This is a genomic window from Lysinibacillus sp. NPDC058147 (assembly GCF_042884205.1).
In the GTDB taxonomy this organism is placed as follows: Bacteria; Bacillota; Bacilli; order Bacillales_A; family Planococcaceae; genus Lysinibacillus.
On record NZ_JBHVUJ010000001.1, the window covers coordinates 437,439 to 462,061 of the forward strand.

Here is a 24,623-nt window from a genome sequence, read left to right on the forward strand (position 1 = left end):
TTCATATATATCATAGCATGTAAAGGTTGATTATAACCGTGAAATGTTATTTATCAATGCAATTTTAAAAGAATTTAGTGAATTCTCTTTTTAAACGATTTTTCACATTATGGTGTGGTAAAATATAATGATTGAAATGAACACGAAAGGACGAACCGAAATGGCAGAGAATCTTGATTTATTTGAACAAAATAAATTTTTTATACTCGGACGTCCAATCGTCTCTATTTTCCATAATGCGCAAAATATGTATTCGATAGTTCGTGTGAAAATTCAAGAGACCAACTTACAGTATGAGGATAAGGAAATAATAGTTGTTGGATATTTTCCACCGTTACAGATGGATGAACAATATCGTTTTACAGGATTATTGAGACAACATCCAAAATATGGTGTACAATTTCAAATTGAGACGTTTACAAAGGAAGTGCCAGCAACAGAGCAAGGAATTATTCATTACTTATCGAGTGACTTGTTTGTTGGAATCGGAAAAAAAACTGCTGAAACAATCGTAGAGAAACTAGGGGCAAATGCGTTACGTCTTATTTTAGAGGACCCAAATGCGCTCGATGCTGTACCTCGACTATCTGCTGAAAAAAAAGAGGTTATCCATCGTACGATTGAACAAAATCTAGGCTTAGAACGAGTGATGATTCAACTGAATGAATGGGGTTTCGGACCACAGCTCGGTATGAAGATTTACCAAACATACCGAACAGAGGCCGTTGAATTATTAACTGAAAATCCATACCGCCTTATTGAAGATGTGGAGGGTGTAGGTTTCTTTCGTGCCGACGAGCTAGGTTCGAAATTAGGGATTACTGGCAATCATCCGGACCGTATTAAGGCGGCGATTTTACATACTCTAAATACAGCAGCTTTATCGGATGGGCATGTGTATTTAGATGCAGAACATGTTTTACCATTAGTAAAAGATATGCTTGAGCAAAGCCAACGAGAGGAAATTCCTTTTGAGACCATTTCTAAAGCTTGCATCGAATTGCGAGAGGAAAGTAAAATTTGTGGGGAAGAAACGAGATTATATTTACCATCACTATATTTTTCAGAAGTGGGAATTGCCTCAAAAATATTAGCTTTAATCGAACGTAACAATAAGGCTGAACATTTTAGTAAGGCTGAGATACGCAAAGCGATTGGTGAAACAGAGGAGATGCTTAATGTCACATATGCTGAAACACAAGCGAATGCTGTTGAACAAGCTCTAAACTCAGCTGTGATGATTTTAACTGGTGGCCCCGGTACAGGTAAAACAACTGTTGTTCGGGGTGTAGTAGAGGTGTATGCAAAGCTACACGGACTATCATTAAACCCGAAGGAATACGCACAAAAGGAAGAACCTTTCCCGATTATTTTATGTGCTCCAACAGGACGTGCTGCCAAGCGTTTATCGGAATCAACAGAACTTCCAGCAATGACAATTCATCGATTGCTAGGTTTTACTGGTCAGGAGAAAGAGGAAGAAACTGAACGTGAGGTTACAGGAAAACTCATTATTGTAGACGAAATGTCGATGGTCGATACTTGGCTCGCACATCAATTATTAAAATCTTTGCATGAGGATGTGCAAGTTGTATTTGTTGGCGATCAAGACCAGCTTCCGCCAGTAGGACCAGGACAGGTATTAAAGGATTTATTGGCTTCTGGGCAAATACCTACTGTCGAATTAACAGATGTTTATCGACAAGCAGAGGGTTCAACAATTATTGAACTTGCTCATCAAATTAAACGTGGTAATATCACAAATGATCTAACATTAAAGACGTCTGACCGTTCATTTATTAAAGCCTCCTCAGATCAGGTAGCAAGCGTTGTTACACAGGTTGTAAAAAGTGCGGTTACGAAAGGTCAAGAAATCCGTAATATCCAAGTGTTAGCACCAATGTACAAAGGTCCAGCTGGAATAGACAATTTAAATAAAATGATTCAGGAACTTATTAATCCAAACGATACTGGCACTAGAAAAGAGCTCGTCTTTGGTGATGTCACATATCGCATAAAGGATAAAGTCTTACAGCTTGTTAATCAACCAGAGAGCAATGTTTTTAACGGTGATATGGGTGAGGTAATCAGTATTATTAAGGCAAAGGAAACAATTGAGAAACAAGATTTACTTGTTGTGTCATTCGACGGTATCGAAGTAACTTATCAACGTAGTGACCTCAATCAATTGACACTTGCTTACTGTTGTTCAATTCATAAATCGCAAGGCTCTGAATTCCAAACAGTTATAATGCCTGTAGTACGAGGCTATTCTAAAATGCTGCGTCGTAATTTGTTATATACAGGTATTACGCGTGCAAAAAATTTCTTGATTTTATGTGGGGAACCTGATGTGTTAGCAGATGGTTTACAGCGAACGGATGATTTACAGCGCTTTACCTCTCTACGTGCAAGGCTCAATCCAATGAATGTTGCAGAGGAAGTTGTAGAAGCAGAAACTGTTCCATCAAACGAAGATTTACAAAATGAAAAACAGTCCATTGATTTCAAGTTAACGGTAGAAACAGAACCATATATCCATCCATTGATTGGAATGGATGGGGTCTCACCGTATGATTATTTAGATGAGTGAGTTAATTTCATAAATTTAAATATGATTTAAGAAATTATTTCAACCAATAAACTTTTTTTGGTTGGAAAATCGTCTAATGATTGAAGTAAAAGATAATAAAAATTTTTTTGAGGTGAATATAGTGAAACGCATGCTAGTATTGCTTCTGTTCATGATGGTCTTACCTTTTGCAGAAAAAGCATATGCAACTAATACCGTCATCCAAGTGAATGAGGAAGCAACTGTCTTTGATAATCGTTCTGGCTCACTAGTTCAGGTGGGAACATTATCAGCAGGGCAAACTTTTGAAGTAACAAAAGATTATGGAGCCAATTGGTGGCAAATTCGTTGGGGTGGTTATTATGGTTATGTTGAAAAACGTTATACAAAAGTTGTTTCAGCAAAAAACTATAAAAATACAGTTCCAGCTGTTGCTAAAATAAAGGACTATATTGTCCCAAAAAGCGTTGCACCGATTTACGATAATACTGGCAATAAACTTGTTCAATTTGCCACATTGTCAGAGGGAGTTCGCTTCCCAATATATAGCAGAATGGGTAGTTGGTATGGAATTGCTGTGAACGGACGCTTAGGGTATGTACATAGTAATCTTGTTGTGGAAGAAAAAGGTCAAAATACAACAAATACGAATACTACAAAGCCTGTTGAAAAACCAACTACAACTCCTCCTATTAAGCAAAATGGTTATATAGAGGCATTAGAAAATGTAATTCTTTATGATTTCCGCCGTGAAAAAGAAATGGCTATTGCTACGTTAATGAAAGGGCAACAGCTAGAGGTTGTAGAATCAATGGATCCAACATATGTTCAAGTTCGTTGGGGAAAATCATATGTTTATGCAGAAAAATCAAAGGTGAAATTTTTAAATACTCCTTCCTATAAAAATGTTGGTAAGGACAATACCATGAAAAATGAGTATTTCATCCCTATTTCTGCAAACAGTGAAATTTATGACAAAACGACAAAAGCGTTACAGCCATTTGCTAAACTAGATACAAATCGCCGTTATCCGATATTGCGGAAAGAAGGGGATTGGTACGTAACAGTACTTGGCGGTCGTGAAGGATATATCCATAGATCTAAAGTAGCTATTGACCGTGGCGTTCCCGTAATGATGTATCATCATTTTCTAAAAGAGCATGAGCTTGGACGTTTCAAAAATGTAAGTACTACGATGACAGATGTTCAATTTGCAAAAGAAATGCAGTATTTAAAAAGTGAAAACTACGAAACCATTTCTGCAGATGAATTATTACGTTTCATGCGCAATGAAATTACACTGCCCGCCTACTCAATTGTTTTAACTTTTGATGATGGCCTATTGTCGACGCGTGAATATGCATATCCAGTACTTAAAAACAATGGCTTTAAAGCTACACAATTTTTAATTACGTACCGTAATGAAAATTCGAATGATGGTCAAATTTTTAATTATAATGATTTACAGGCGATTTCACGTCAGGACATGACAAATATGCAAGATGTTTTTGCGTATGGATCACACACTTACAATTTACACGACTTAGTAGGGAATAAAGGAAAAATGCTCCTAATCCCATATCATGAGGTTGTTCAGGATTTACAACGTAGTACAGCAATTATTCCAAAGGCTAAAGCTTTTGCTTATCCGTTTGGGCAATATAATACCAACATCATTAATGCGGTAAAGGAAGCTGGATTCACAATGGCATTTTCAACGAAGCTTGGCTATAACAATCCGTACGATGATGTATATCAAATTAAACGCTTGTCCAGTAATCAACAAACAACATTTATGCAATTCCAAAAAATGGTCCTACCATATGCTCAGTAATATACAAAACCCGATCAATTTCGAATTGATCGGGTTTTGTTGTATGTTTTATTTAATTAGTGGATACCAACTAAGTGATGTTTAACTACTTCATATGCTTGGCAAACATTTTTAAATTGATCTTTTTCTTTGGCAATCATATCTGAAGCAATAGAAAATAAAAGATTCTCTTCATTATGATCCTCCATTTTATTCATTAAAGCAGCTTCCATTTCCGCCACGTACGAGATGATTCGTTTATTCATATATATTCCCCTTTATTAAAAAGTTGTTTTTGTTTTGTTTACGAAGCTATCTTACACCTGCATATATAAAAAATCTAGCAATTCTGTACTAGTCGAGGAGGGCTTTTTTATGAATGTGTCACAAAATTGAACTCGTTAAAAAAGTGCTAATTGAAACCGTTTTTATCTAAAGTGACTGAAAAATCGTGCAATGAAGATGGATTTCTAACTGTGTTTATAAAGTAGTACAGTATGGATAATTCGAGGTTTTGTTGTAATACAGTTGGATGAAGTGGAACCTAATATTAGGAAATTTCATATACTGAAAAAGTATAAAACATTTGTAACGTTTAGGGGTGACTGCATGCCAGTAATTACAGGACAGCAATATATTGACCGCATTGACGCTTTAAAAACATATATTTCGATTGATGGGAAAGTTGTCACAGGGAAGGTGTCGGAGCATCCAGCATTTAAGGGAATAATGCAGAGTCAGGCAAGACTTTTTGATTTACAAAATGAAGAGGCGTTACTTGAGAAGATGACATATGTTTCACCAACAAGTAATAACCGTGTAGGTATGTCTTTTCTTCAAGCGCTGTCAGTCGAGGATCTCGTGAAAAGACGAAATGCAATACGTGAGTGGGCATTATCCAATCATGGCCTTATGGGGAGAAGTCCGGATTATATGAATACGACATTAATGGCTATGGCATCCATAGCGGAATATTTGAAAGATAAGCCGAATTGTTTCCCTCAGCATTTGTTAAAATTTTATGAGTATGCTCGTGAGAACGATTTGACTATGACACATACATTTATCGAGCCACAAGTAAACCGTCAAAAATTTTATTATGAAGATGAGGATGTTACAATTGCTGCTAAAATTGTAGATAAAACGAGTGAGGGGTTAGTAATAAAAGGTGCGAGATTACTAGCGACACAGGGAGGAATTACAGATGAACTCCTTGTTATATCAACAAATGGTTTTGATGAAGGTAAAGGCTTTGCTTTCTCAATACCAAGTAATACAAAAGGTTTAAAGTTTTTATGTAGACAATCATTTGTCGGCGGGGAATCGGTTTTTGATTATCCATTAAGTAGTCGTTACGAGGAAATGGATGCAATAGTTGTTTTTGATAATGTTTTAGTACCGTGGGAACGCGTCTTTTATTATGAGAATGTGGAAGTTGCCAATAACTTTTTGAACGTAAGTGGTTTTCAAACATATGGTTTACATCAAGTTCTTACACGTCAAATTGCTAAAACAGAATTTGTCTTAGGTGTTGTACAGTCAATTATAAATACGATAAATATCGGTGAATATCAACATGTGCATCAAAAGGTTGTTGATATCATCGTGACATTAGAAACGATGAAGGCCTTACTGTTAAAGTCTGAAATAGAAGCAAAAAGAGATGAATTTGGTTTTATAAGACCTGATCTTCCAACAGTACAAGTAGCTATTCAGATGTTCCCTAAAGTATATCCGACCTTTACAGAAATTATCCAGTTACTTGGCGCAAGCGGATTAATGTCTATTCCAAGTGAAAAAGCATTTACTGCGGATGACGGCGACCTTGAGCATTATTTACAGTCTTTTCAGGATGGTGGAAAGGAGCGCGTCAAAAAATACCGCCTTGCTTGGGATTTAACGATGAGCAGCTTTGGCACAAGACAAACACTGTATGAGCGCTTTTTCTTTGGAGACCCAGTTCGTTTAGCCAGCGCACTTTATAATTCTTATAATAGGGGAGAATTAGTTAATCGGGTAGAAAACTTTTTAAAAAATAATAATTAGTTTTAAGGAAGTAACAGTTTAAACGATTAATTTAAACTGTTACTTCTCATTGATTATAAAAAAATATTACTATCTTTATAGATAAGTCAGCACATCATCAAAAGTAACGATTCCAAGGAGTTCATAGTTCTCTGTTACGACAGGGACTGCTAAAAGACCATATTTACGAATGATTTGGGTTACCTCGGACTGATTTGTATGGGCAGACACTGAAATGATTCCAGAGTTCATAATTTCACCAATTCGACACTCTGATGGGGAAATTATTAGTTCTCGTAATGACACGACTCCAAGCAATTGTTTATTGGTATCAGTAACGTATAAATAATAAAAAGTTTCTGCATCTACTTCACTATGCTTTAGGCGTTCAAACACATCAATTACTAAGTCATCTTTTGCAACTATTACTACGTCTGTTGTCATCAAGGCTCCCACTGATCCTTTTTTGTATTGAAGTAATTGCTTAATATCAGCTGCTTCATCTTTTTCCATTCGCTCTAAATAATAATCGGCTTCTTTATATGATAGTAGTCCAAAAAAATCTGTGGCGTCATCTGGAGGTAAGTCATTTAACATCTCCACTGCAAATGGACGGTCAAGCTCTATAATACATTTTTTCTGCATGGCTGGTTCTAGCTCGCTAAAAATTTCTCCAAATTCACAAGGAGTTAAAAAAGAATAAATTGTGCAGCGTCTTTCTTCATTAAGTTCTATAAAAAATGTTGCTTGATCCATAGGGTGTAGATCTAGAAAATCCTTTCGAAAAGAATCTTTTTTTCCAGACTTTAAAGATTGCAGCATGTAGTATGTGTACTCTTCTTTATATTTATATTGATGTAGTCTAATCACTATTGACGCTCCTTTCAATTACAAATTCTCAATTTCAACACTCAAGACATGATCAATCTTTTTGACATAATAATAAATCTCCGTCGTATATTGGTCTTCTGGTACCGAAAGAATTAAGTCAATTAATTGGTGATCGTTATCAATATCTTTGAGCTTGAAATGTCGAATTTTATACTCATATTTTTTTGAAGATCCATCTTGCCCTTTATGCTTAATCATTTTAATTAATTCTGTCATACGATAATTCGATTCCACGATAATCTTTAATGAAATTTCTTGGCGGTTAAGTGTTGATAGACCTAATGTTTTAATGAAAAAGGGCACGATATTGACTGCCGCTATCAAAAGAATGACAGCGCATGTTGCTTCTAGATAAAACCCCGCCCCGATAGAAATTCCAAGGGCAGATGCTGACCAGATTAGTGCAGCAGAAGTAAGACCAGAAATCACCTCGTTACTTCTTCGTAAAATAACACCAGCACCAATGAAACCAACTCCACTTACAATCTGCGCAGCAAGTCGCATCGGATCCATATTCGGGTGATTGGCACCTCCAAATTTTCCGAATGCTTCTATGGATACAATTGTTAATAAACAGCTGGCAATACAGATGACCATACTAGGTCTTATGCCAAGTTGTTTTTGTTTAATTTGTCTATCAATCCCAATCAATAATCCGAATAGTAAAGCTAGGCTTAACTTGATTATCATTTCCACTGTCATTATCATCGTAATCACCTCTTCAGTTCTTTTTATAGAATGCACTAAAATAAAAAATATAAAAAAGCTCCCGTAAAAAAGGGAGCTTCTTGCTTAGAATGTATCTTGTTCAACGTACACAACAAATAAACCTATCTTAATAAACTCCAATTTGCGAAAAAATTCATAATTGAAGATTTGAAGAAAGGGACATACGCGGACAGAACGCAAAAACGCTGCCTTTTACCATATTCGAATTTTTTAAAAATATGAAATGCCATATCGAATAACTATCCATCACATGTTCCCCCTTTTATAGTCAAATAAAATAAAAACCCCTCTAACGATTTAGAGGGGGATGAAAAGCGCACGAAAAAATAAAAAGTACGTTCGATTCCCCTTAATCGAGTTTTAGCACTATGCACCGTAAAGAAATAAATTCATTTCTTAGCCACCTTATGAAAAGCCTTAATTCGGCAATTCCTGTTCTACCCATGGGTATCTTTCGATATTGCTGGGCAGTGGCCTATGTTTACATAGGAGCCTCACCTAACGAGGACATATTGTTTTCAGGTGTATTGTACTCCGAATAATTTTGGTTGTCAACAACTGTTCCAAAAATAAAAATCTTAAAATGGTATCAGTGGAAATAGTGTATTTTCGACGCATCATCATAAAGTAGGGGATTTTCGTAACGTCTGGGAGGATGATGACTGGAAGGAATGCTTTAGAATTCCTCCTAATCCCCGTTACAATAAATTTTTACAACAAAGGACTTCAAATCCGATTTTTGGGAAGTGGTTTATCAAATTAAAAAGTAATGAATTAGCTTCTGTAACAGTTGTTAAGTCTTTGTATGTTTTTTGTGAAAAACTGCTAAACAAAAAATATATTCTTGATTAAAAAAGTGCTTATGAAAGTACATAGAGATTGGAGAGCAGCAAGTGCTTCTGTCGCTCTGTTTTCGTTGTGGAGCAAAGTCTACTGGAATATTTATTAATGTTTCTTATCAATTTTCCACTTGAAATAAATAGCTTAAAAGAACAGAGAAAAGTTTAATGGAGAAAAATTTCTTCGTAAACAACAGCAAAAAAATTGGGGAAGACTACTCGGTTTTTTTATGGAAATTCGCAATAAAAAAACCTGAAAAACATTTTTTTACTCTTGACAAATTAAAAAATACGGCTTACGATTGCGAGGAAATTAAATAAAACCTCGTTAGGTGAGGCTCCTATACAAACATAGGCCACTGCCCAGAAATATCGAAAGATACCCATGGGTAGAACAGGAATTGCCGAATTAAGGCTTTTCATAAGGTGGCTAAGAGATGAATTTATTTCTTTACGGTGTATAGTGCTAAAACTCGAGTTAGGGGGAAACGAAAGTGTTTTTTGTCTTATTTATTTTTTTATGCACTTTTTTAAATCTCCAGGACTCCTGGAGGTTTTTTTATTTTCAAAAAAGGAACTTTAATACACTTTAGTGGAGTATGATTGTTCGTTTTTAGAGAAAGGAGGGGGTCAAAATGGAGAGTCCGAGTCCGGCCGATGGAGATAGTAGGAGTAAAAAACTTAAATCTGTTTTAATTCAGCAGATTAGGAGGACGATTCAATGCTTAAAATCTACAAAAAAAGCAAAAAAGGACTACTGGAAGAACAGCCTAAGATCGTTCAGGATAGCTGCGTATATCTCGTTGAACCGTCAGAAGAGGATATACAGTATGTTGCTAATCACCTTGGAGTACCAACTGACTTTATTAGTGACTCCCTTGATATTGATGAACGATCACGAATAGAAAAAAGCGGAAATGATTTATTACTGATTGTCAATGTACCGTTAAAAATGCCGAATGGTGAAACAATACCATATAGGACAATTCCAATTGGTATTATTCAAACAAGTGAAGTAATTGTAATAATTTGTCGTGTTAATCATCCGATTTTACAGGAAATTAGCAAAATTCTCGAGAAGAATTTTAATAATCATATAAACGTATCTTTTATTTTACAATTGTTGCTTGTTTCGGCCCGTTATTGTTTACGATGCCTTGATGATATTAATCAAAAAGTTATTGTATCTGAAAAATTAATACAAAAATCAATTAAGAACAGTGAAGTGTTTACTTTACTCAATATCAATAAGAGCCTTGTTTATTTCATAAAGGCATTAACAGTAAATCTTGTGATGATGAGGAAATTGTCAAGATTACTTGAACTGAATGAAGAAGATGAAAAACGGATGCAAGACGCTTTTAATGAGATGCAACAAGCTCTTGATACATCAAAAATTTACAACGAAAATTTAAGCAATATGATGGATGCATATTCCGCTGCGATTGAAATTAACCTTAGTGTCGTAGTGAAAATTTTAACTGCATTTACGATTATCTTGACGTTTCCGACGATGGTCGCAACAATTTATGGGATGAATTTCCCGTTACCAAAGCAAGATGGTGCATATGCATTAGCAGTACTAATGTCAATTTCTACAGTCATTAGCTTGTTGACAGGTTGGATTTTTTACAAAAAACGGCTATTTTAGCAGAGAAAGCGAGGAGAAAAGATGCTTACAATTTATCAAAGTAACTCAATAGGCCAATTACAACAAGTATCTGACATTGTTCATAACACGTTACTCTATCTTGTGAATCCGACAGATGCTGAAATTTCTCAAATTTCAAATAAACTTAATATTCCGGAAGATTTCATTCGTGATTCCTTAGACAACAATGAGCGACCTCGGATTGAAAAAGAAGATTCGTCAATGGTTATCATTCTTAATTCTCCTGTTGTCATGAATGAGGAACGTTTGTACGAAGAGATTCCTTATCGTACGATCCCAATCGGCATCATCCATGTAAAAGATCATTTAGTGATTGTCACAAAACAAGACAATCCATTATGTAGAGACGTATTTTCAGGAAAGTATGGAACTTTTCAAACGCATATGAAGACTCGAATAACATTGCTGCTATTTGAAGCGATAGCTCAATCGTATCTTGATATTCTCAAGCGCATAAAAACGCAGGTTGGACGATTGCAGCAAGAATTAAAAGAATCACATAACAACCGAGAGCTTTTTGGTCTAATTCATATTAATAAAAGTTTGGTATATTTTTCGACATCTTTACGAGCTATGCGCAATGTTTTTTTACACCTTTCCAAAGGGCAAGATATAAAGCTATATGAAGAAGATCAACAAATGTTGCATAATGCGCTAGTAGATCTTGAACAAGCAGCGGAAGTAACGGAAATACGAAGTCTTAGTTTAAGTGGTCTTATGGATGCGTATGCAGCAATCACTCATAACAATCTAAATAGTGTTTTGAAAATACTGACTACACTTACGCTTGTCCTAATGATTCCGACTATAATAGGAAGTATTTTCTCGATGAACGTTCCATTGCCCTATGAAGATCAACCGATTATGTTCTTAGTTGTTATTGGACTTATGCTTGGAATCAGTGGAGGTCTTGTCTACGTATTTTACAAAACGAAATTTTTACGTTTTTAATATTTTCATATAACACCGTAGATAGAAAGGATGTTTAGCAAAATGCTTTTAATATACAAAAGTAATTCCGAGGGTAAACTTGAGAAGACATCTAATATTGGGTATAACAGTTGGCTTCATCTTGAAGCACCAACATCCAGTGAAATTGAACGTGTAGTGACCGCTCTTGCTATTCCAACCGATTTTTTAACTGATTCACTTGATATAGAAGAACGCCCACGAATTGAAGAGCGTAACGGAGCGGTCTTGATGGTTATTCATGTCCCATACGATCAATTAGATGTCGAAAGTTCTGATCAAGACGTGAAGTATCGGACGATTCCAATGGGTATCATACACACAAAAAATCATATGATAACGATTTGTAGGGAAGAGTTACCTTTTATGAAGGATTTGTTTAATGGCAAATTAACTCTCTGTGAGACACATATGAAAACGCGCAACACTTTAAATATATTAAGTATAACAGCTCGAGCATATATTCGTTTTTTAGCTACAATTGAAAGGGAAATCTCATTAGCAGAAAAAGAACTTGCCAAGTCATATCGTAATAGTGAGTTATACACACTACTATACTTGAATGAAAGTCTTATATATATGGTAACATCACTGAAACAGATGAAATTTACTATGCAAAAAATATTACAGGGTAACAACCTAAAATTAGATGAAGATGATGCAAGTATTTTAGATGACGTGTTTATTGAAATAGAACAAGCATATGAAGTGACGGAAATTAACCAAACAAATTTAAATAATATTATGGATGCATATGGTAACGTAATACAAAACAATGTTAGTCAAGTACTTAAATTACTTGCTTCATTTACAATCATATTATCTGTGCCTATGTTAATTGCCAGCATTTATGGGATGAATGTGCCTCTACCTTTCCAAAATGCATCTAGTGCATTTTGGGTAGTAATCGTCATAATGGTCTTGTTAACAGGATTTTCTACTTTCGTTTTTTACAAAAAAAATTATTTCTCTCGGTAGCATAGTAGGAGAGAATATACTTATTTTTAATGAGCTTAGTTATGATTAGCAATTATAGTGCGAATTGACAGAAGGAAATATTTTTTTTATAATTCTCGTTAGAAAATAGTAAAAAACGATGATGGAAAAAGTACGTATTTGTGTGTGTAAAAGAAAGGGATTTCTAGGCTGAAAAAATCCTCACAATAACAAATGCCGAAAGCTACTCCAGAGTGCAGTTAACCACTGCCGTTCACTTACGTTACAAGTGCTAAAGAGGTAAGTATATTTTTACTTACAACTAGGGTGGTACCGCGAGACAAACACAAGTCCTCGTCCCTTTTTTGGGATGAGGGCTTTTTTATGTCTATCTGCGCGAAAGTTTACGCCGAAGCAATATTGATTTGCGGACTCATTTCGTATTTTACAAAACATATTGGGAGGAACTTTTCATATGAAAGCAGTAGAAATTCGCCGCATGTATTTAGAATTCTTTAAAGAAAAAGGTCATCATCATGAGCCATCAGCACCACTTGTGCCAATCAATGACCCATCATTACTTTGGATTAACTCAGGTGTTGCAACACTTAAACCATATTTCGATGGTCGTATCATTCCTGACAATCCACGTATTACAAATGCCCAAAAATCAATTCGTACAAATGATATTGAAAACGTAGGTAAAACGGCTCGACACCATACGTTTTTTGAAATGCTAGGTAATTTCTCGATTGGAGATTACTTCAAAAAAGAAGCTATTCATTTCGCTTGGGAATTCCTAACGGATAAAAAATGGATGGGCTTTGATCCAGAGCTTTTATCTATTACTATTCATCCCGAAGACCAAGAAGCGTATGACGTTTGGCATAACGAAATTGGTATTCCAGAAGAGCGTTTAATCCGACTTGAGGGGAACTTCTGGGATATCGGTGAAGGTCCATCCGGTCCTAACTCAGAAATTTTTTATGACCGTGGGGAAGAATACGGTTCAGATGAAAATGATCCAGAAATGTATCCAGGCGGTGAAAATGAACGCTATCTTGAAATTTGGAACTTAGTGTTCTCTCAATTCAATCATAATCCTGATGGCACATATACGCCACTTCCAAAACAAAATATTGATACTGGTATGGGCCTAGAGCGTATCGTATCAGTTGTTCAAAATGTTCCAACGAACTTTGATACTGATTTATTCATGCCTATTATTGAAAAAATCGAGCAATTAGCAAATCGCAAATATAAACGTCCAGGTGAAGTAGCGTTAAGTGAAATCTTCGGTTCAGAAGAAGATATCAATACACCATTTAAAGTTATCGCGGACCATATTCGTACAGTAGCGTTTGCCATTGGTGATGGTGCTCTTCCTTCAAACGAAGGTCGTGGTTATGTATTACGTCGTTTACTACGTCGTGCAGTGCGCTATGCAAAACAAATCGGCATTGAAAAGCCATTTATGTTTGAATTAGTACCAACTGTTGGTGAAATTATGAATGATTTCTACCCAGAAGTAACGGAAAAATGCGAGTTTATCCAACGTGTTATTAAAAATGAAGAAATTCGCTTCCATGAAACATTAGACGGTGGTCTTGCTATCTTTAACGAAGTAGTAGAAGCTCAAAAAGCAGCTGGCCATGACTATATTCCAGGTGCAGATGCATTCCGTTTATACGATACTTACGGTTTCCCAATCGAATTAACTGAAGAGTATGCGGAAGAAGTAGGCATGAAGGTAGATCATGAAGGCTTTGAAGCAGCAATGGAAGAACAACGTGAACGCGCACGTGCAGCTCGTCAAGACGTAGATTCTATGCAAGTACAAAACGAAGTGCTAGCAAACTTGACGGTTGCGAGTGAATTTGTAGGTTATGATACATTAACGACAAATACAGAAATTGCAGCGATCATTGTCAACGGCCAAGTATCAAAGGTAGCATCTGAAGGGCAAGAAGCATTAGTTATTTTAGCTAAAACACCATTCTATGCTGAAATGGGTGGTCAAATTGCGGATAGCGGTGTTATTTCTAATGATAGCTTTACTGCTATTGTAAAAGATGTGCAAAAAGCTCCAAATGGTCAGCCGCTTCATACTGTACTTGTAGAATCGGGCGAAATGCATGTTGAAGATGCTGTAAAAGCAGTAGTTAACCGTGAAGAACGTAATTTAATTATTAAAAACCATACAGCAACACATATTATGCAACGTGCGCTAAAAGATGTACTAGGTGACCATGTTAGCCAAGCCGGATCATATGTAGGTCCTGATCGTTTACGTTTTGACTTCTCTCACTTCGGACAAGTGACAAAAGAGGAATTACAACAAATTGAACGTATTGTAAATGAAAAAGTGTGGGATGATATAGAGGTCGTTATTGAAGAAAAAGGCATCGATGAAGCGAAAGCTATGGGAGCAATGGCACTATTCGGTGAGAAATATGGCGATATCGTTCGCGTTGTTTCGATTGGTGACTACTCTATTGAGCTTTGCGGTGGTATTCACGTAAAACGTTCTTCTGAAATTGGATTCTTCAAAATTGTTTCAGAAGGTGGTATCGGTGCAGGTACACGTCGTATCGAGGCTGTGACAGGTAAAGTTGCTTATGAAGCAGTAAAAGAGGAAGAAGCTCTATTAAACGAAGCAGCAGCATTATTAAAAGCAAATCCAAAAGATATTGTGACAAAAGTCCAAGCATTACAAGCTGACTACAAAGATTTACAACGCGAAAATGAGGCATTATCACAAAAAATCGCGAATGCACAAGCAGGCGCAATTGTGGACGCAGCGCAAACTTTTGGGGATGTAACTGTTCTATCCACTAAAGTTGAGGCGAAGGACAATAATCAACTGCGTCAAATGATGGATGACTTGAAAGCTAAAATGCCTAAAGCTGTTATCGTTCTAGGTGCTATCGATGGTGAAAAAGTTATGCTATGTGCTGGAGTTACAAAAGATTTAGTTGGTGGTAATTACCACGCAGGAAATATCGTAAAAATGGTAGCAGAAGCATGTGGTGGTAAAGGTGGCGGTCGTCCAGATATGGCGATGGCAGGTGCGAAAGATGCATCAAAACTTGATGAAGCACTACTTTCTGTGTATGATTATGTTAAATCCATTTAATTAATACGCCAAAACATGTTATAATAAAGAGAAATTGGAGATGAGCTTTTGCACATCTCCTTATTTCTGAAAGCGAGGTGCTGGTCATGAGTTCATTTGATCAAACTATGAAATTTAATTTTCCAGAAGAATCAATGGAACAGGAAGTCAAGCAGGTAATGTTGAAAGTACATTCTTCATTAGAGGAAAAGGGATATAACCCTATCAATCAGATTGTCGGTTATTTACTTTCTGGTGATCCGGCGTATATTCCTCGCCATCAGGATGCTCGTAATTTAATTCGCAAGCTTGAGCGTGACGAAATTCTAGAAGAGCTTGTTAAGTTTTATATTAAAAAGAACAACGAGGACTAGAAATGAGAATTATGGGATTAGACGTTGGGTCAAAGACTGTTGGCGTTGCTGTTAGTGATGCTTTAGGGTGGACGGCCCAAGGTATTGAAACCGTAAAAATTGATGAAGCTAACGGCGAGTTCGGCATTGACCGTATAGCCGAGCTAGTGAAGGAGTATGCTATAACAGAATTTGTTGTAGGATATCCGAAAAACATGAATAATACGGTGGGACCGCGTGGCGAGGCTTCTGAAAACTATAAAAAGCTTTTAGAAGAAACATTTTCACTACCGGTTAAGCTTTGGGATGAGCGTTTAACTACGATGGCCGCTGAGCGTATGCTAATCGAAGCTGACGTGAGTCGCAAAAAGCGTAAGCAAGTCATTGATAAAATGGCTGCTGTGATGATTTTACAAGGCTACTTGGATAGCAAAAATTAATTGATGAGGTGACACACATGGCACACGAGCATAACCATGAAGAAGAATTACATGTACAACACATTACAGTGATTGACGAGAACGGAAATGAACAGCTTTGTGAAGTAATTCACGTACATGAATCAGCTGAATTCGGCAAATCATACGTATTTTACTCTATGGTAGGCGCAGAAGAAGATGAGGATGGCTCTGTAGAAATCTTCGTGTCTTCATTTGTACCATCTGAAAATGGTGAAGATGGTGAGTTAACACCTATCGAAACTGAAGCAGAGTGGGATATGGTAGAAGACGTATTAAACGCTTTAGAGGATGAAGACGAAGAGTAATCATCGTTCTTTATAAGTGTGGAACAAGGATGGCACAAAGCACTCCTTGTTCCTTTTTTACTTTAGGCAGAATGAAGCTATGAAGTTATAATTCGAATCTATAGTGAAATTTCAATATCAACAATAGATGTTGAATATTAAAGGAATCGCTTGAAAATTTGGACCATAGTTAAAGGAGGACATTGAATGAACGAGGAAACGCAAGAATTTTTCATAGTTGGAGAAAATGGCAAGGAGCAAAAGTGTCGTGTTGTTTTCACCTTTGATGCAGAGGAAAAATCATATGTATTGTTTTCATTAATCGACGAAGAGGGCAATGAAATTCCTGGAGACATTTCTGCTATGACATTTGATTATGATGATAATACTGGCGAAATGACAAATCTACAGCCTGTAGAAACAGAAGCAGAGTGGGAAATGATTAATGAGGTAGTCCTGACACTTCTAGACGAGTTTGAAGAGGAGTCGCAACTATTTACAATAACAGATGAAAATGGGGCAGATCAGGTATGTGAGGTTATTCATACATTTTCATCTGAACAATTTGGCAAATCCTATGTGCTATATGTTTTGGTAACGGACGAGCCAATAGAGGAAAGAGATATTTTTGCTGCACAATATGTATCGGGAAATGACGGAACAATTGATGATTTATTACCGATTGAAACAGATGAAGAATGGACATTTGTTGAAGATGTATTAAATGAATTGTAATTAGAACTCTGAGTGGTAAAATGCTACTCAGAGTTTTTTAGTTGTTATATAAAGTCAAAATGTATGAACATGAATAAAATTTTTAAAAAAGAGGTTGTTGAATCGAATCAAAATTCCCCTTTATAGAGTGTTGGGGCTAACAAAACAAAATTAATTATATACATGGAGGAAATTAATAATGGATACAGCTAATAATTCATGTTCTGAATACGACTGTTTCTTTCAATCGTAGCACTGTTACTAATGCTTATAAAGCGCAAAAGGCATTTCTTGACTTTTGGGAAGAGGAAATTATACAAGCTGGATTTGCAAGTACATTTACAAGTCTTGGCGACTGGATCTTCTGGCGCCATATCCAAGAAATATTTGAATGACATATCGTACTTTGAACGCTCTACAAGGTCGACGTCTGATACATCATAAATCGCTTTTAATACTTAAACATACGAATTGTAGGAATGGCATTACGTCCATTGTCTAAACAATATTTTGTTTTTAACTCTTCTAAAATGAATGAAAAATCAACAATTGATTTGGCGAAGTATATTATCTTTTGGCATAACAATATCGTAGATCGCCATATATGGACTTAAATTAAGGGTTTCTTGATTTGAAATCATCGAGGGCACCACCTGCACATTAATTCTTTTATTATAAAGGAAAGCGTGACTAAAATAATAGTATGATACATTGCGTTGTTTGGAGAAGCATTGCTCGACTCCTGCGGGAAAGCGAGACAGACGAGACCCCGCACGAAGCGAAGCGTAGGAGGAGGCTCGGCGCTCGCCCGCGGAAAGCGAGCGGAATGCTTCGGAAAACAACAGTAGAGTCACAGTTCCAAATGAAAAAAGCGAGGTATTCAACGATTTTATAGTAAAACTGGAGATTCAATAGGAGAATATGAATTTTTTGTTTAATTAGTAATACAGGATTTCCGATTGTTGCGTTTCTACTTATCTTTTGGATATTTGATAAATCGTTAGTCAAAGCCATAAAACTGTATTTGTGTCAGTTTGTTGACTAAACCTGTAATATCAACTTTGAATTATTATATTCATTCTTTTGTCGCAAGCTATTCCTCAACTTTTTTCCGATTCCAAACGAAAATATGCGGAGGCATAATTGATATGATCTATTTCTACTGAATTATCTATTTCTGTTTGTCGTGAAAGTTGATTTCTAGTATGATAATGAAGTGATAGGGGGGAAACCCGTGAATAACGGTTCAAAAAAACAAGAAATGTTTTCAAAAATGCAAGAAAGAAAATCCGAGGTAAAAACTGTGAGAAAAATCGTTGCTATAGTTGCAATTGCTTTTGTTCTAATAGTTGGGATAGGTGGTTTATTTGGCTATAATTATGTGAAGAGTGCCTTAAAACCAGTGGATCCAGATGCGACTAAAACAATAGCTGTTGAAGTACCAATTGGCTCAACTTTAAGCTCTATTTCAACTCTACTTGAGAAGAAAGGGATTATTAAAGATGCTCGTGTTTTTAAATACTATGCTAAATTTAAAAATGAATCCCAGTTCCAAGCAGGAAATTATGGCTTAACTCAAGCAATGACATTGGATGAGCTAATCGAAAGTTTAAAAACTGGGAAGGTCTACCGTAAGCCAGTCTTTACAATGACAATCCCTGAAGGTTTAACACTTGAACAAATCGGTAATATTGTAGAAAAGAAAACGCCGTACACCCAAAAAGAATTTATGGACTTAGTAACAAGCGATGCGTTTGTACAACAAATGAAGGCTAAATACCCTGAGCTTGTAACGGATGCGGTTTTAGCTGATAATATCCGATATGATTTAGAGGGCTATTTATTCCCTGCAACTTATTCTTATTTTGAAGAAAAACCATCATTGGAATCGATTGTAGATGAAATGATAGGAGCAATGGACAAGATTGTGAAAAATTACAACGATGTTTTAACTGAAAAGAAAATGTCAGTACATCAATTATTAACATTTGCTTCATTACTAGAAAGAGAAGCTACTGCCCAAACAGATCGAGAAACGATTGCAAGCGTATTTTATAACCGTATCGATCAAGGGATGCCACTACAAACAGACCCAACTGTTTTATATGCACTTGGTTCCCATAAAGATCGTGTACTATATGAAGATTTAAAAGTAGATAATGCCTATAATACCTACAAAAATAAAGGTTTACCACCAGGTCCTATTGCGGGTGCTGGAAAATCTTCAATTGAAGCAGTGCTTAATCCAAGTAAAACGGACTATCTCTACTTCTTAGCGGATAAAAAAGGTATTAACCACTTCTCAAAAACGTACGATGAACATTTACAAAAAGTAGATAAATATATAAAAAAAGCAGAGTAAGTACTTTAAATAGCAAGAATAAATAGCAATAATGTGGATAGAAGGAAAGAAAAATAGCTTTCCTTCTATTTTCATGCTATTATAAATTGTGATTTTTAATCGATCCGCATGGAAAAAATTCAATCTGTCCGTTAATGCGGAATAATATACGTGGTGGCAATTGTTTTGAGCTTATAAAAACAATTGCTCATTTTTGTATGACGAAGTACCAAGACATCACGTTTGGTCTTTTTCTTTTTGTTGCTAAATGATGAAGTACAGACAACGAGGAGAACTCGTTGCCTTTTAACTTCTTTTAGCGGGTAAACATCCGCTGAAAAGAAGTTAAAGCCTCCGGCGGATGTCACGGAATCGAAATGGAGTTCTTTGTGCCAGCACAAAGCTGATTCCGGACGCAATTATGCCGAGGCATAATTGATATGAGGGTGAACTAAAAAATGGAATTATCAGATGCATATATACAATCATTTATTCAACCACGTAATGAATTGCTTTTAGAAATGGAAGCATTTGCGGAGGAGAATCATGTACCGATTATGCAACTTTCAGGCATTGATGCACTAAATCAACTGCTTCGTATCCAAAATCCGTCGAAAATTTTAGAGATTGGTACAGCAATTGGTTATTCTGCAATAAGGATGGCAGAGGCTTTACCAAATGTGCAGATCGTTACAATCGAGCGAGATATAGAGCGTGTTACGAGAGCAAAAGCTTATATTGAACGTTCCACAGTATCAGATCGTATTACGGTCATTGAAGGTGACGCCTTAGAGGTGAATGATGAAGCAATTCAAACGACTTTTGATGCTGTTTTTATCGACGCTGCAAAGGGACAATATCAACGCTTTTTTGAAAAGTATGCGCCACTTGTAAAATCTGGCGGAGTTCTGTATATCGATAATATGTATATGCATGGCTTATCAGATTTGGATTTGAAAGATGTACCGCGTCGCAAGCGGACAATGATTCGCAATTTAAAAAACTTTACTGAATGGATTATGCAGCACCCTGATTACACAAGTGCATTTTTACCAGTCGGTGATGGTTTATTATTATGTTTGAAGAGGTGACTATTATGAAAAAACCTGAATTGCTTGTTACACCGCAATCAGTGGACCATGTTAAATCACTTTTACAGGCTGGAGCAGATGCTTTTGTCATTGGTGAACAACAATTTGGTCTGCGCCTAGCAGGAGAATTTTCTGTTAGTGAAGTGGAAGAAGCTACAAAGCTAATTCATGCAGCGGGTAAAAAGGTTTATGTTGCGGTAAATGCGCTATTCCATAATGAGAAATTGGATGCACTTGCCGAATATTTAAAAGAAATTCAACGTATTGGTGTCGACCGATTAATTTATGGTGATCCAGCAGTATTAATCATCCGTCGTGATCAGGGTGTAACAATACCGTTACACTGGAATCCGGAAACTACTGCAACTAACTGGTTTACTGCAAATTATTGGGGAAAACGCGGCGCAACTCGCGCAGTGCTTTCACGTGAACTTTCTCTAGATGAAGTACTAGAAATTAAAGAAAATACAGAAGTAGAGATTGAGGTTCAAGTACATGGAATGACATGTATGTTCCAATCAAAACGTCCATTACTAGGCCATTATTTCTTATATCAAGATAAAGTAATGGAAATTGAAAATCGTAAGGAAAATCGCAATATGTTCCTTCACGATGATGAACGTAATAATAAATATCCAATTTATGAGGACGCTAACGGTACTCATATTTTCAGTCCAAACGATATGTGCATTATTGATGAGCTTGGCGAATTATTCGAAGGTGGCATTGATGCATTGAAAATTGAGGGTGTTCTTCAAACGCCAGAATATGTGGTCACAGTAACAGAAGCTTATCGTCAAGCAATTGACACATATTTTGACGAATCAGAAGATGCTTATGAAGATATTAAAGATGATTTATTAGTTAAAATTGAAGACATTCAGCCTACCATCAGACCTCTTGATACTGGCTTTATCTTCAAGGAAACAGTTTACTAGGAGGTGGCAAGAACATGGCATTAGCATTAGAGCAAAATGACAAGATCCGTGAGATTGTTAACGGTAAACGTGTCATTACAAAAAAACCAGAGCTACTTGCCCCTGCAGGTAGTTTAGAAAAATTAAAAGTAGCAGTACATTATGGAGCAGATGCTGTATTTATCGGTGGACGAGAGTTCGGTCTACGTTCAAATGCAGATAACTTCTCGATTGAAGAAATGCGCGAAGGTGTTGAATTCGCCAATAAATATGGAGCAAAAATATATGTGACGACTAATATTTTCGCCCACAATGAAAATATGGACGGCTTAGAACAATATTTACAAGATATTGAATCTGCAGGTGTTACAGGCATTATTGTAGCGGATCCATTAATTATTGAAACATGCCGTACAGCTGCACCAAAGCTTGAAATTCACCTTTCGACACAGCAATCTTTATCAAACTGGAAGGCAGTACAGTATTGGAAAGAAGAAGGTTTACATCGTGTAGTATTAGCACGTGAAGTTGGCGGCGAAGAAATGAAGCTGATGAAAGAAAAAGTCGATATTGAAATTGAGGCTTTCGTTCATGGAGCAATGTGTATCGCTTATTCTGGTCGCTGTGTACTTTCAAATCATATGACTGCTCGTGACTCTAACCGTGGTGGTTGCTGTCAATCTTGTCGTTGGGACTATGATTTATATGAGCTAGAAGATGGCGAAGAAAAGGCACTTTTCGATGATAACCACGCACCTTTTGCGATGAGTCCGAAAGACTTAAAGCTGATTGAAGCAATTCCACACATGATTGAGCTTGGTATTGATTCATTAAAAGTAGAAGGTCGTATGAAATCAATTCACTATGTTGCTACAGTTGTTTCGGTGTACCGCAAAGTGATTGACGCTTATTGTGCTGACCCTGAAAATTTCAAAATTAAACGTGAATGGCTTGAGGAACTAGACAAATGTGCTAACCGTGATACAGCTGAAGCATTCTTCCATGATGCTCCTGGCCACGAGGAGCAAATGTTTGGCGTACATGGCCGTAAAACGACTTATGAGTTTGCTGGTTTAATTTTAGAGCATAACCCAGAAACGAAAGTAGTTACAATGCAACAACGCAACTATTTTAAACCTGGTGATGAGGTAGAGTTCTTTGGACCAGAAATCGAAAATTTCCGTCTTACAATGGGTGAAATTTGGGATGAGGATGGCAATAGCTTAGATGCTGCACGTCACCCACTACAAATTGTTAAATTTAAATGCGATACACCATTAAAACCACATAACATGATGCGAAAGGGGAATAATTAATGGCAGCAAAGCGTCCAGTCGTCATCGGAATCGCTGGTGGCTCGTGCTCGGGAAAGACGAGTGTGACCCGTGCTATTTATGATGTTTTTCGCGATCATTCAGTAGTTGTTATTGAACAAGATTTTTATTATAAAGATCAAAGTCATTTAACGTTTGAGGAGCGTTTAGGTACAAACTATGACCATCCGTTAGCGTTTGATAATGATTTGTTAATTGAACACATAAAAAAATTATTGGTCCGTCAACCAATCGAAAAGCCAGTATATGATTATGTGCAGCATACAAGAGCTCAAGAAGTTATTCATGTAGAGCCTGTAGATGTTATTATACTTGAAGGTATTTTGGTGTTAGAAGATGCAGATTTACGTGATTTAATGGATATTAAATTATTTGTAGATACGGACTCAGATTTACGTATTATTCGTCGTATAATGCGTGATATAAAAGAGCGTGGACGTACAACAGATTCTGTAATCGACCAATATTTATCGGCAGTGCGTCCAATGCATAATTTATTTATTGAACCGACGAAACGTTATGCTGATATTATTATTCCTGAAGGCGGGGACAATGAGGTTGCAATTGATTTAATGGTAACTAAGATTAAAACTATCCTTGAAACCGACAACGTATTGTAATAAGATAGAGTGGTATTGACAATATTTACATGCATATCTGTACATATTTCAGAAAGGCATGCATACTATTAGGTCAAAGAGTAATTTGAAACCGTTTAAAAATAATAAAATTCGATTAAGTGAATCCTACTAGGCACTTAATCGAGTTTTATGTTTTTATATTGACGAAAACAAGGAGTGAAGAACTTTGGCAAACGAAAAACAGTACCCAATGACAGCTGAAGGTAAAAGAAAATTAGAAGAAGAATTAGTGAAATTAGAAACGGAAACACGTAAGGAAATCGTAGAACGTATTAAAATCGCTCGTGATTTCGGGGATCTTTCTGAAAACGCTGAGTATGACTCTGCAAAAGAAGAACAAGCCTTTTTAGAAGGTCGAATTTCTACATTAAAATCAATGATTCGTAACGCAGTTATTATTTCTGAGGATGAAACAGACAACAGCGTAGTATCACTAGGGAAAACGGTTACATTTGTAGAAGTAATTAATGGAAAACCATCAACAGATGAGGAATCGTATACAATTGTTGGTTCGGCTGAGGCAGATCCAATGGAGTTCCGTATTTCAAATGAATCACCAATTGCTAAAGGCTTGCTAGGTCGTGCTGAAGGCGAAGAGGTTGTCGTACAAACACCTGGTGGTGAAATGAAAGTTAAAATTATTTCAATAAAATAATTTTTTGTACAAGCAGTTAGCTTATCTTTTGAAAGGAGAGCTAGCTGCTTTTTCTTCATCCGCAAATGTTTTTTTGTAGTGACCGCAACAAAAGGGTTTATCTGTGCGGAAGCGAAGCGACAACAGCAAGTACGCCAAGGAGAAAAGATTCTTGAATTTATATTATATGTAAATTTTTGCATAAATGGTGAAAGTGTGGTTCGTCATCGAAAGTTGTGGATGACATTTGCTAAAACGTATACTATGTAAATAGGTTGATTGGAGTAGAGGC

At 36.4% G+C, this 24,623-nt stretch carries 20 protein-coding genes, 1 pseudogene, 2 riboswitches and 1 other annotated feature; of the genes and pseudogenes, 17 read left to right on the plus strand and 4 right to left on the minus strand.

Features of this window, described 5'->3' with window-relative positions; all coding sequences use genetic code 11:
- The first annotated feature begins 160 nt into the window (after positions 1-160).
- Together recD2 and ACFVT8_RS02125 are read left to right on the plus strand one after the other, a co-directional pair.
- Complete coding sequence (gene recD2 / locus ACFVT8_RS02120) at positions 161-2,593, plus strand: SF1B family DNA helicase RecD2 (protein WP_387082162.1); 2,433 nt, start codon at positions 161-163, stop codon at positions 2,591-2,593.
- Between the two features lie 76 nt (positions 2,594-2,669).
- Positions 2,670-4,406: a polysaccharide deacetylase family protein gene (locus ACFVT8_RS02125; protein WP_387082161.1), complete on the plus strand. Its 1,737-nt coding sequence runs from the start codon at positions 2,670-2,672 to the stop codon at positions 4,404-4,406.
- Between the two features lie 56 nt (positions 4,407-4,462).
- Here ACFVT8_RS02125 and ACFVT8_RS02130 read toward each other — a convergent pair whose 3' ends face one another.
- Entirely contained in the window at positions 4,463-4,651 is a 189-nt protein-coding gene (locus ACFVT8_RS02130) for a hypothetical protein (protein WP_387082160.1), read from the minus strand.
- A 343-nt stretch (positions 4,652-4,994) separates the two neighbouring features.
- Here ACFVT8_RS02130 and hpaB point away from each other — a divergent pair, with 343 nt between their 5' ends.
- Entirely contained in the window at positions 4,995-6,431 is a 1,437-nt protein-coding gene (gene hpaB, locus ACFVT8_RS02135) for a 4-hydroxyphenylacetate 3-monooxygenase, oxygenase component (protein WP_387082159.1), read from the plus strand.
- A gap of 75 nt (positions 6,432-6,506) precedes the next feature.
- On the opposite strand, the gene ACFVT8_RS02140 is transcribed toward hpaB, so the two are convergent.
- Both ACFVT8_RS02140 and ACFVT8_RS02145 read right to left on the minus strand, forming a co-directional pair.
- Positions 6,507-7,280, minus strand: coding sequence for a magnesium transporter (locus tag ACFVT8_RS02140; protein ID WP_387082158.1), 774 nt, complete (start codon positions 7,278-7,280; stop codon positions 6,507-6,509).
- A gap of 18 nt (positions 7,281-7,298) precedes the next feature.
- Positions 7,299-8,003 (minus strand): MgtC/SapB family protein, encoded by a 705-nt coding sequence (locus ACFVT8_RS02145; protein WP_387082551.1) that lies wholly within the window; start codon positions 8,001-8,003, stop codon positions 7,299-7,301.
- A gap of 366 nt (positions 8,004-8,369) precedes the next feature.
- A riboswitch (M-box (ykoK) riboswitch) is annotated at positions 8,370-8,543 on the minus strand.
- Between the two features lie 643 nt (positions 8,544-9,186).
- Positions 9,187-9,361: riboswitch (M-box (ykoK) riboswitch) on the plus strand.
- A 229-nt stretch (positions 9,362-9,590) separates the two neighbouring features.
- On the opposite strand from ACFVT8_RS02145, the gene ACFVT8_RS02150 reads away from it, so the two are divergent.
- The 8 genes from ACFVT8_RS02150 to ACFVT8_RS02185 all read left to right on the plus strand — a co-directional run bounded on the left by ACFVT8_RS02150 (position 9,591) and on the right by ACFVT8_RS02185 (position 17,394).
- Complete coding sequence (locus ACFVT8_RS02150) at positions 9,591-10,520, plus strand: magnesium transporter CorA family protein (RefSeq protein ID WP_387082157.1); 930 nt, start codon at positions 9,591-9,593, stop codon at positions 10,518-10,520.
- 21 nt (positions 10,521-10,541) lie between these two features.
- On the plus strand, positions 10,542-11,492 hold the full coding sequence (locus tag ACFVT8_RS02155) for a magnesium transporter CorA family protein (protein WP_387082156.1): 951 nt from the start codon (positions 10,542-10,544) through the stop codon (positions 11,490-11,492).
- Positions 11,493-11,534: 42 nt separating this feature from the next.
- Entirely contained in the window at positions 11,535-12,488 is a 954-nt protein-coding gene (locus ACFVT8_RS02160) for a magnesium transporter CorA family protein (RefSeq protein ID WP_387082155.1), read from the plus strand.
- A gap of 109 nt (positions 12,489-12,597) precedes the next feature.
- Positions 12,598-12,811: a binding site (T-box leader), on the plus strand.
- A 110-nt stretch (positions 12,812-12,921) separates the two neighbouring features.
- A complete protein-coding gene (alaS, locus tag ACFVT8_RS02165; RefSeq protein ID WP_387082154.1) occupies positions 12,922-15,582 on the plus strand; it encodes an alanine--tRNA ligase in 2,661 nt (886 codons plus the stop codon).
- An 86-nt stretch (positions 15,583-15,668) separates the two neighbouring features.
- Positions 15,669-15,935: an IreB family regulatory phosphoprotein gene (locus ACFVT8_RS02170; protein WP_004226839.1), complete on the plus strand. Its 267-nt coding sequence runs from the start codon at positions 15,669-15,671 to the stop codon at positions 15,933-15,935.
- A gap of 2 nt (positions 15,936-15,937) precedes the next feature.
- A complete protein-coding gene (gene ruvX, locus ACFVT8_RS02175; protein WP_142508949.1) occupies positions 15,938-16,354 on the plus strand; it encodes a Holliday junction resolvase RuvX in 417 nt (138 codons plus the stop codon).
- Positions 16,355-16,371: 17 nt separating this feature from the next.
- Positions 16,372-16,680, plus strand: a complete 309-nt coding sequence (locus ACFVT8_RS02180) for a DUF1292 domain-containing protein (RefSeq protein ID WP_132356923.1) — start codon at positions 16,372-16,374, stop codon at positions 16,678-16,680.
- A 186-nt stretch (positions 16,681-16,866) separates the two neighbouring features.
- A complete protein-coding gene (locus tag ACFVT8_RS02185; RefSeq protein WP_387082153.1) occupies positions 16,867-17,394 on the plus strand; it encodes a DUF1292 domain-containing protein in 528 nt (175 codons plus the stop codon).
- Between the two features lie 332 nt (positions 17,395-17,726).
- Here ACFVT8_RS02185 and ACFVT8_RS02190 read toward each other — a convergent pair.
- Positions 17,727-18,014, minus strand: a pseudogene (locus ACFVT8_RS02190) (transposase); the annotation flags it as partial.
- Between the two features lie 593 nt (positions 18,015-18,607).
- On the opposite strand from ACFVT8_RS02190, the gene mltG reads away from it, so the two are divergent.
- The 6 genes from mltG (at position 18,608) to greA (ending at position 24,352) form a co-directional block, all read left to right on the plus strand.
- Positions 18,608-19,735 (plus strand): endolytic transglycosylase MltG, encoded by a 1,128-nt coding sequence (gene mltG / locus ACFVT8_RS02195; RefSeq protein ID WP_387082152.1) that lies wholly within the window; start codon positions 18,608-18,610, stop codon positions 19,733-19,735.
- Positions 19,736-20,172: 437 nt separating this feature from the next.
- Positions 20,173-20,805, plus strand: a complete 633-nt coding sequence (locus ACFVT8_RS02200) for an O-methyltransferase (RefSeq protein WP_049667737.1) — start codon at positions 20,173-20,175, stop codon at positions 20,803-20,805.
- A 5-nt stretch (positions 20,806-20,810) separates the two neighbouring features.
- Complete coding sequence (locus ACFVT8_RS02205) at positions 20,811-21,743, plus strand: peptidase U32 family protein (protein ID WP_387082151.1); 933 nt, start codon at positions 20,811-20,813, stop codon at positions 21,741-21,743.
- Positions 21,744-21,757: 14 nt separating this feature from the next.
- Positions 21,758-23,038 (plus strand): peptidase U32 family protein, encoded by a 1,281-nt coding sequence (locus ACFVT8_RS02210; protein WP_387082150.1) that lies wholly within the window; start codon positions 21,758-21,760, stop codon positions 23,036-23,038.
- Positions 23,038-23,676 carry a uridine kinase gene (gene udk, locus ACFVT8_RS02215; protein ID WP_386827614.1) on the plus strand — a complete coding sequence of 213 codons (639 nt, stop codon included), beginning with the start codon at positions 23,038-23,040 and terminating at the stop codon, positions 23,674-23,676. Before ACFVT8_RS02210 ends, udk begins: the two co-directional genes overlap by 1 nt.
- A gap of 187 nt (positions 23,677-23,863) precedes the next feature.
- Entirely contained in the window at positions 23,864-24,352 is a 489-nt protein-coding gene (greA, locus tag ACFVT8_RS02220; RefSeq protein ID WP_049667741.1) for a transcription elongation factor GreA, read from the plus strand.
- The last annotated feature ends 271 nt before the right edge of the window (positions 24,353-24,623 follow it).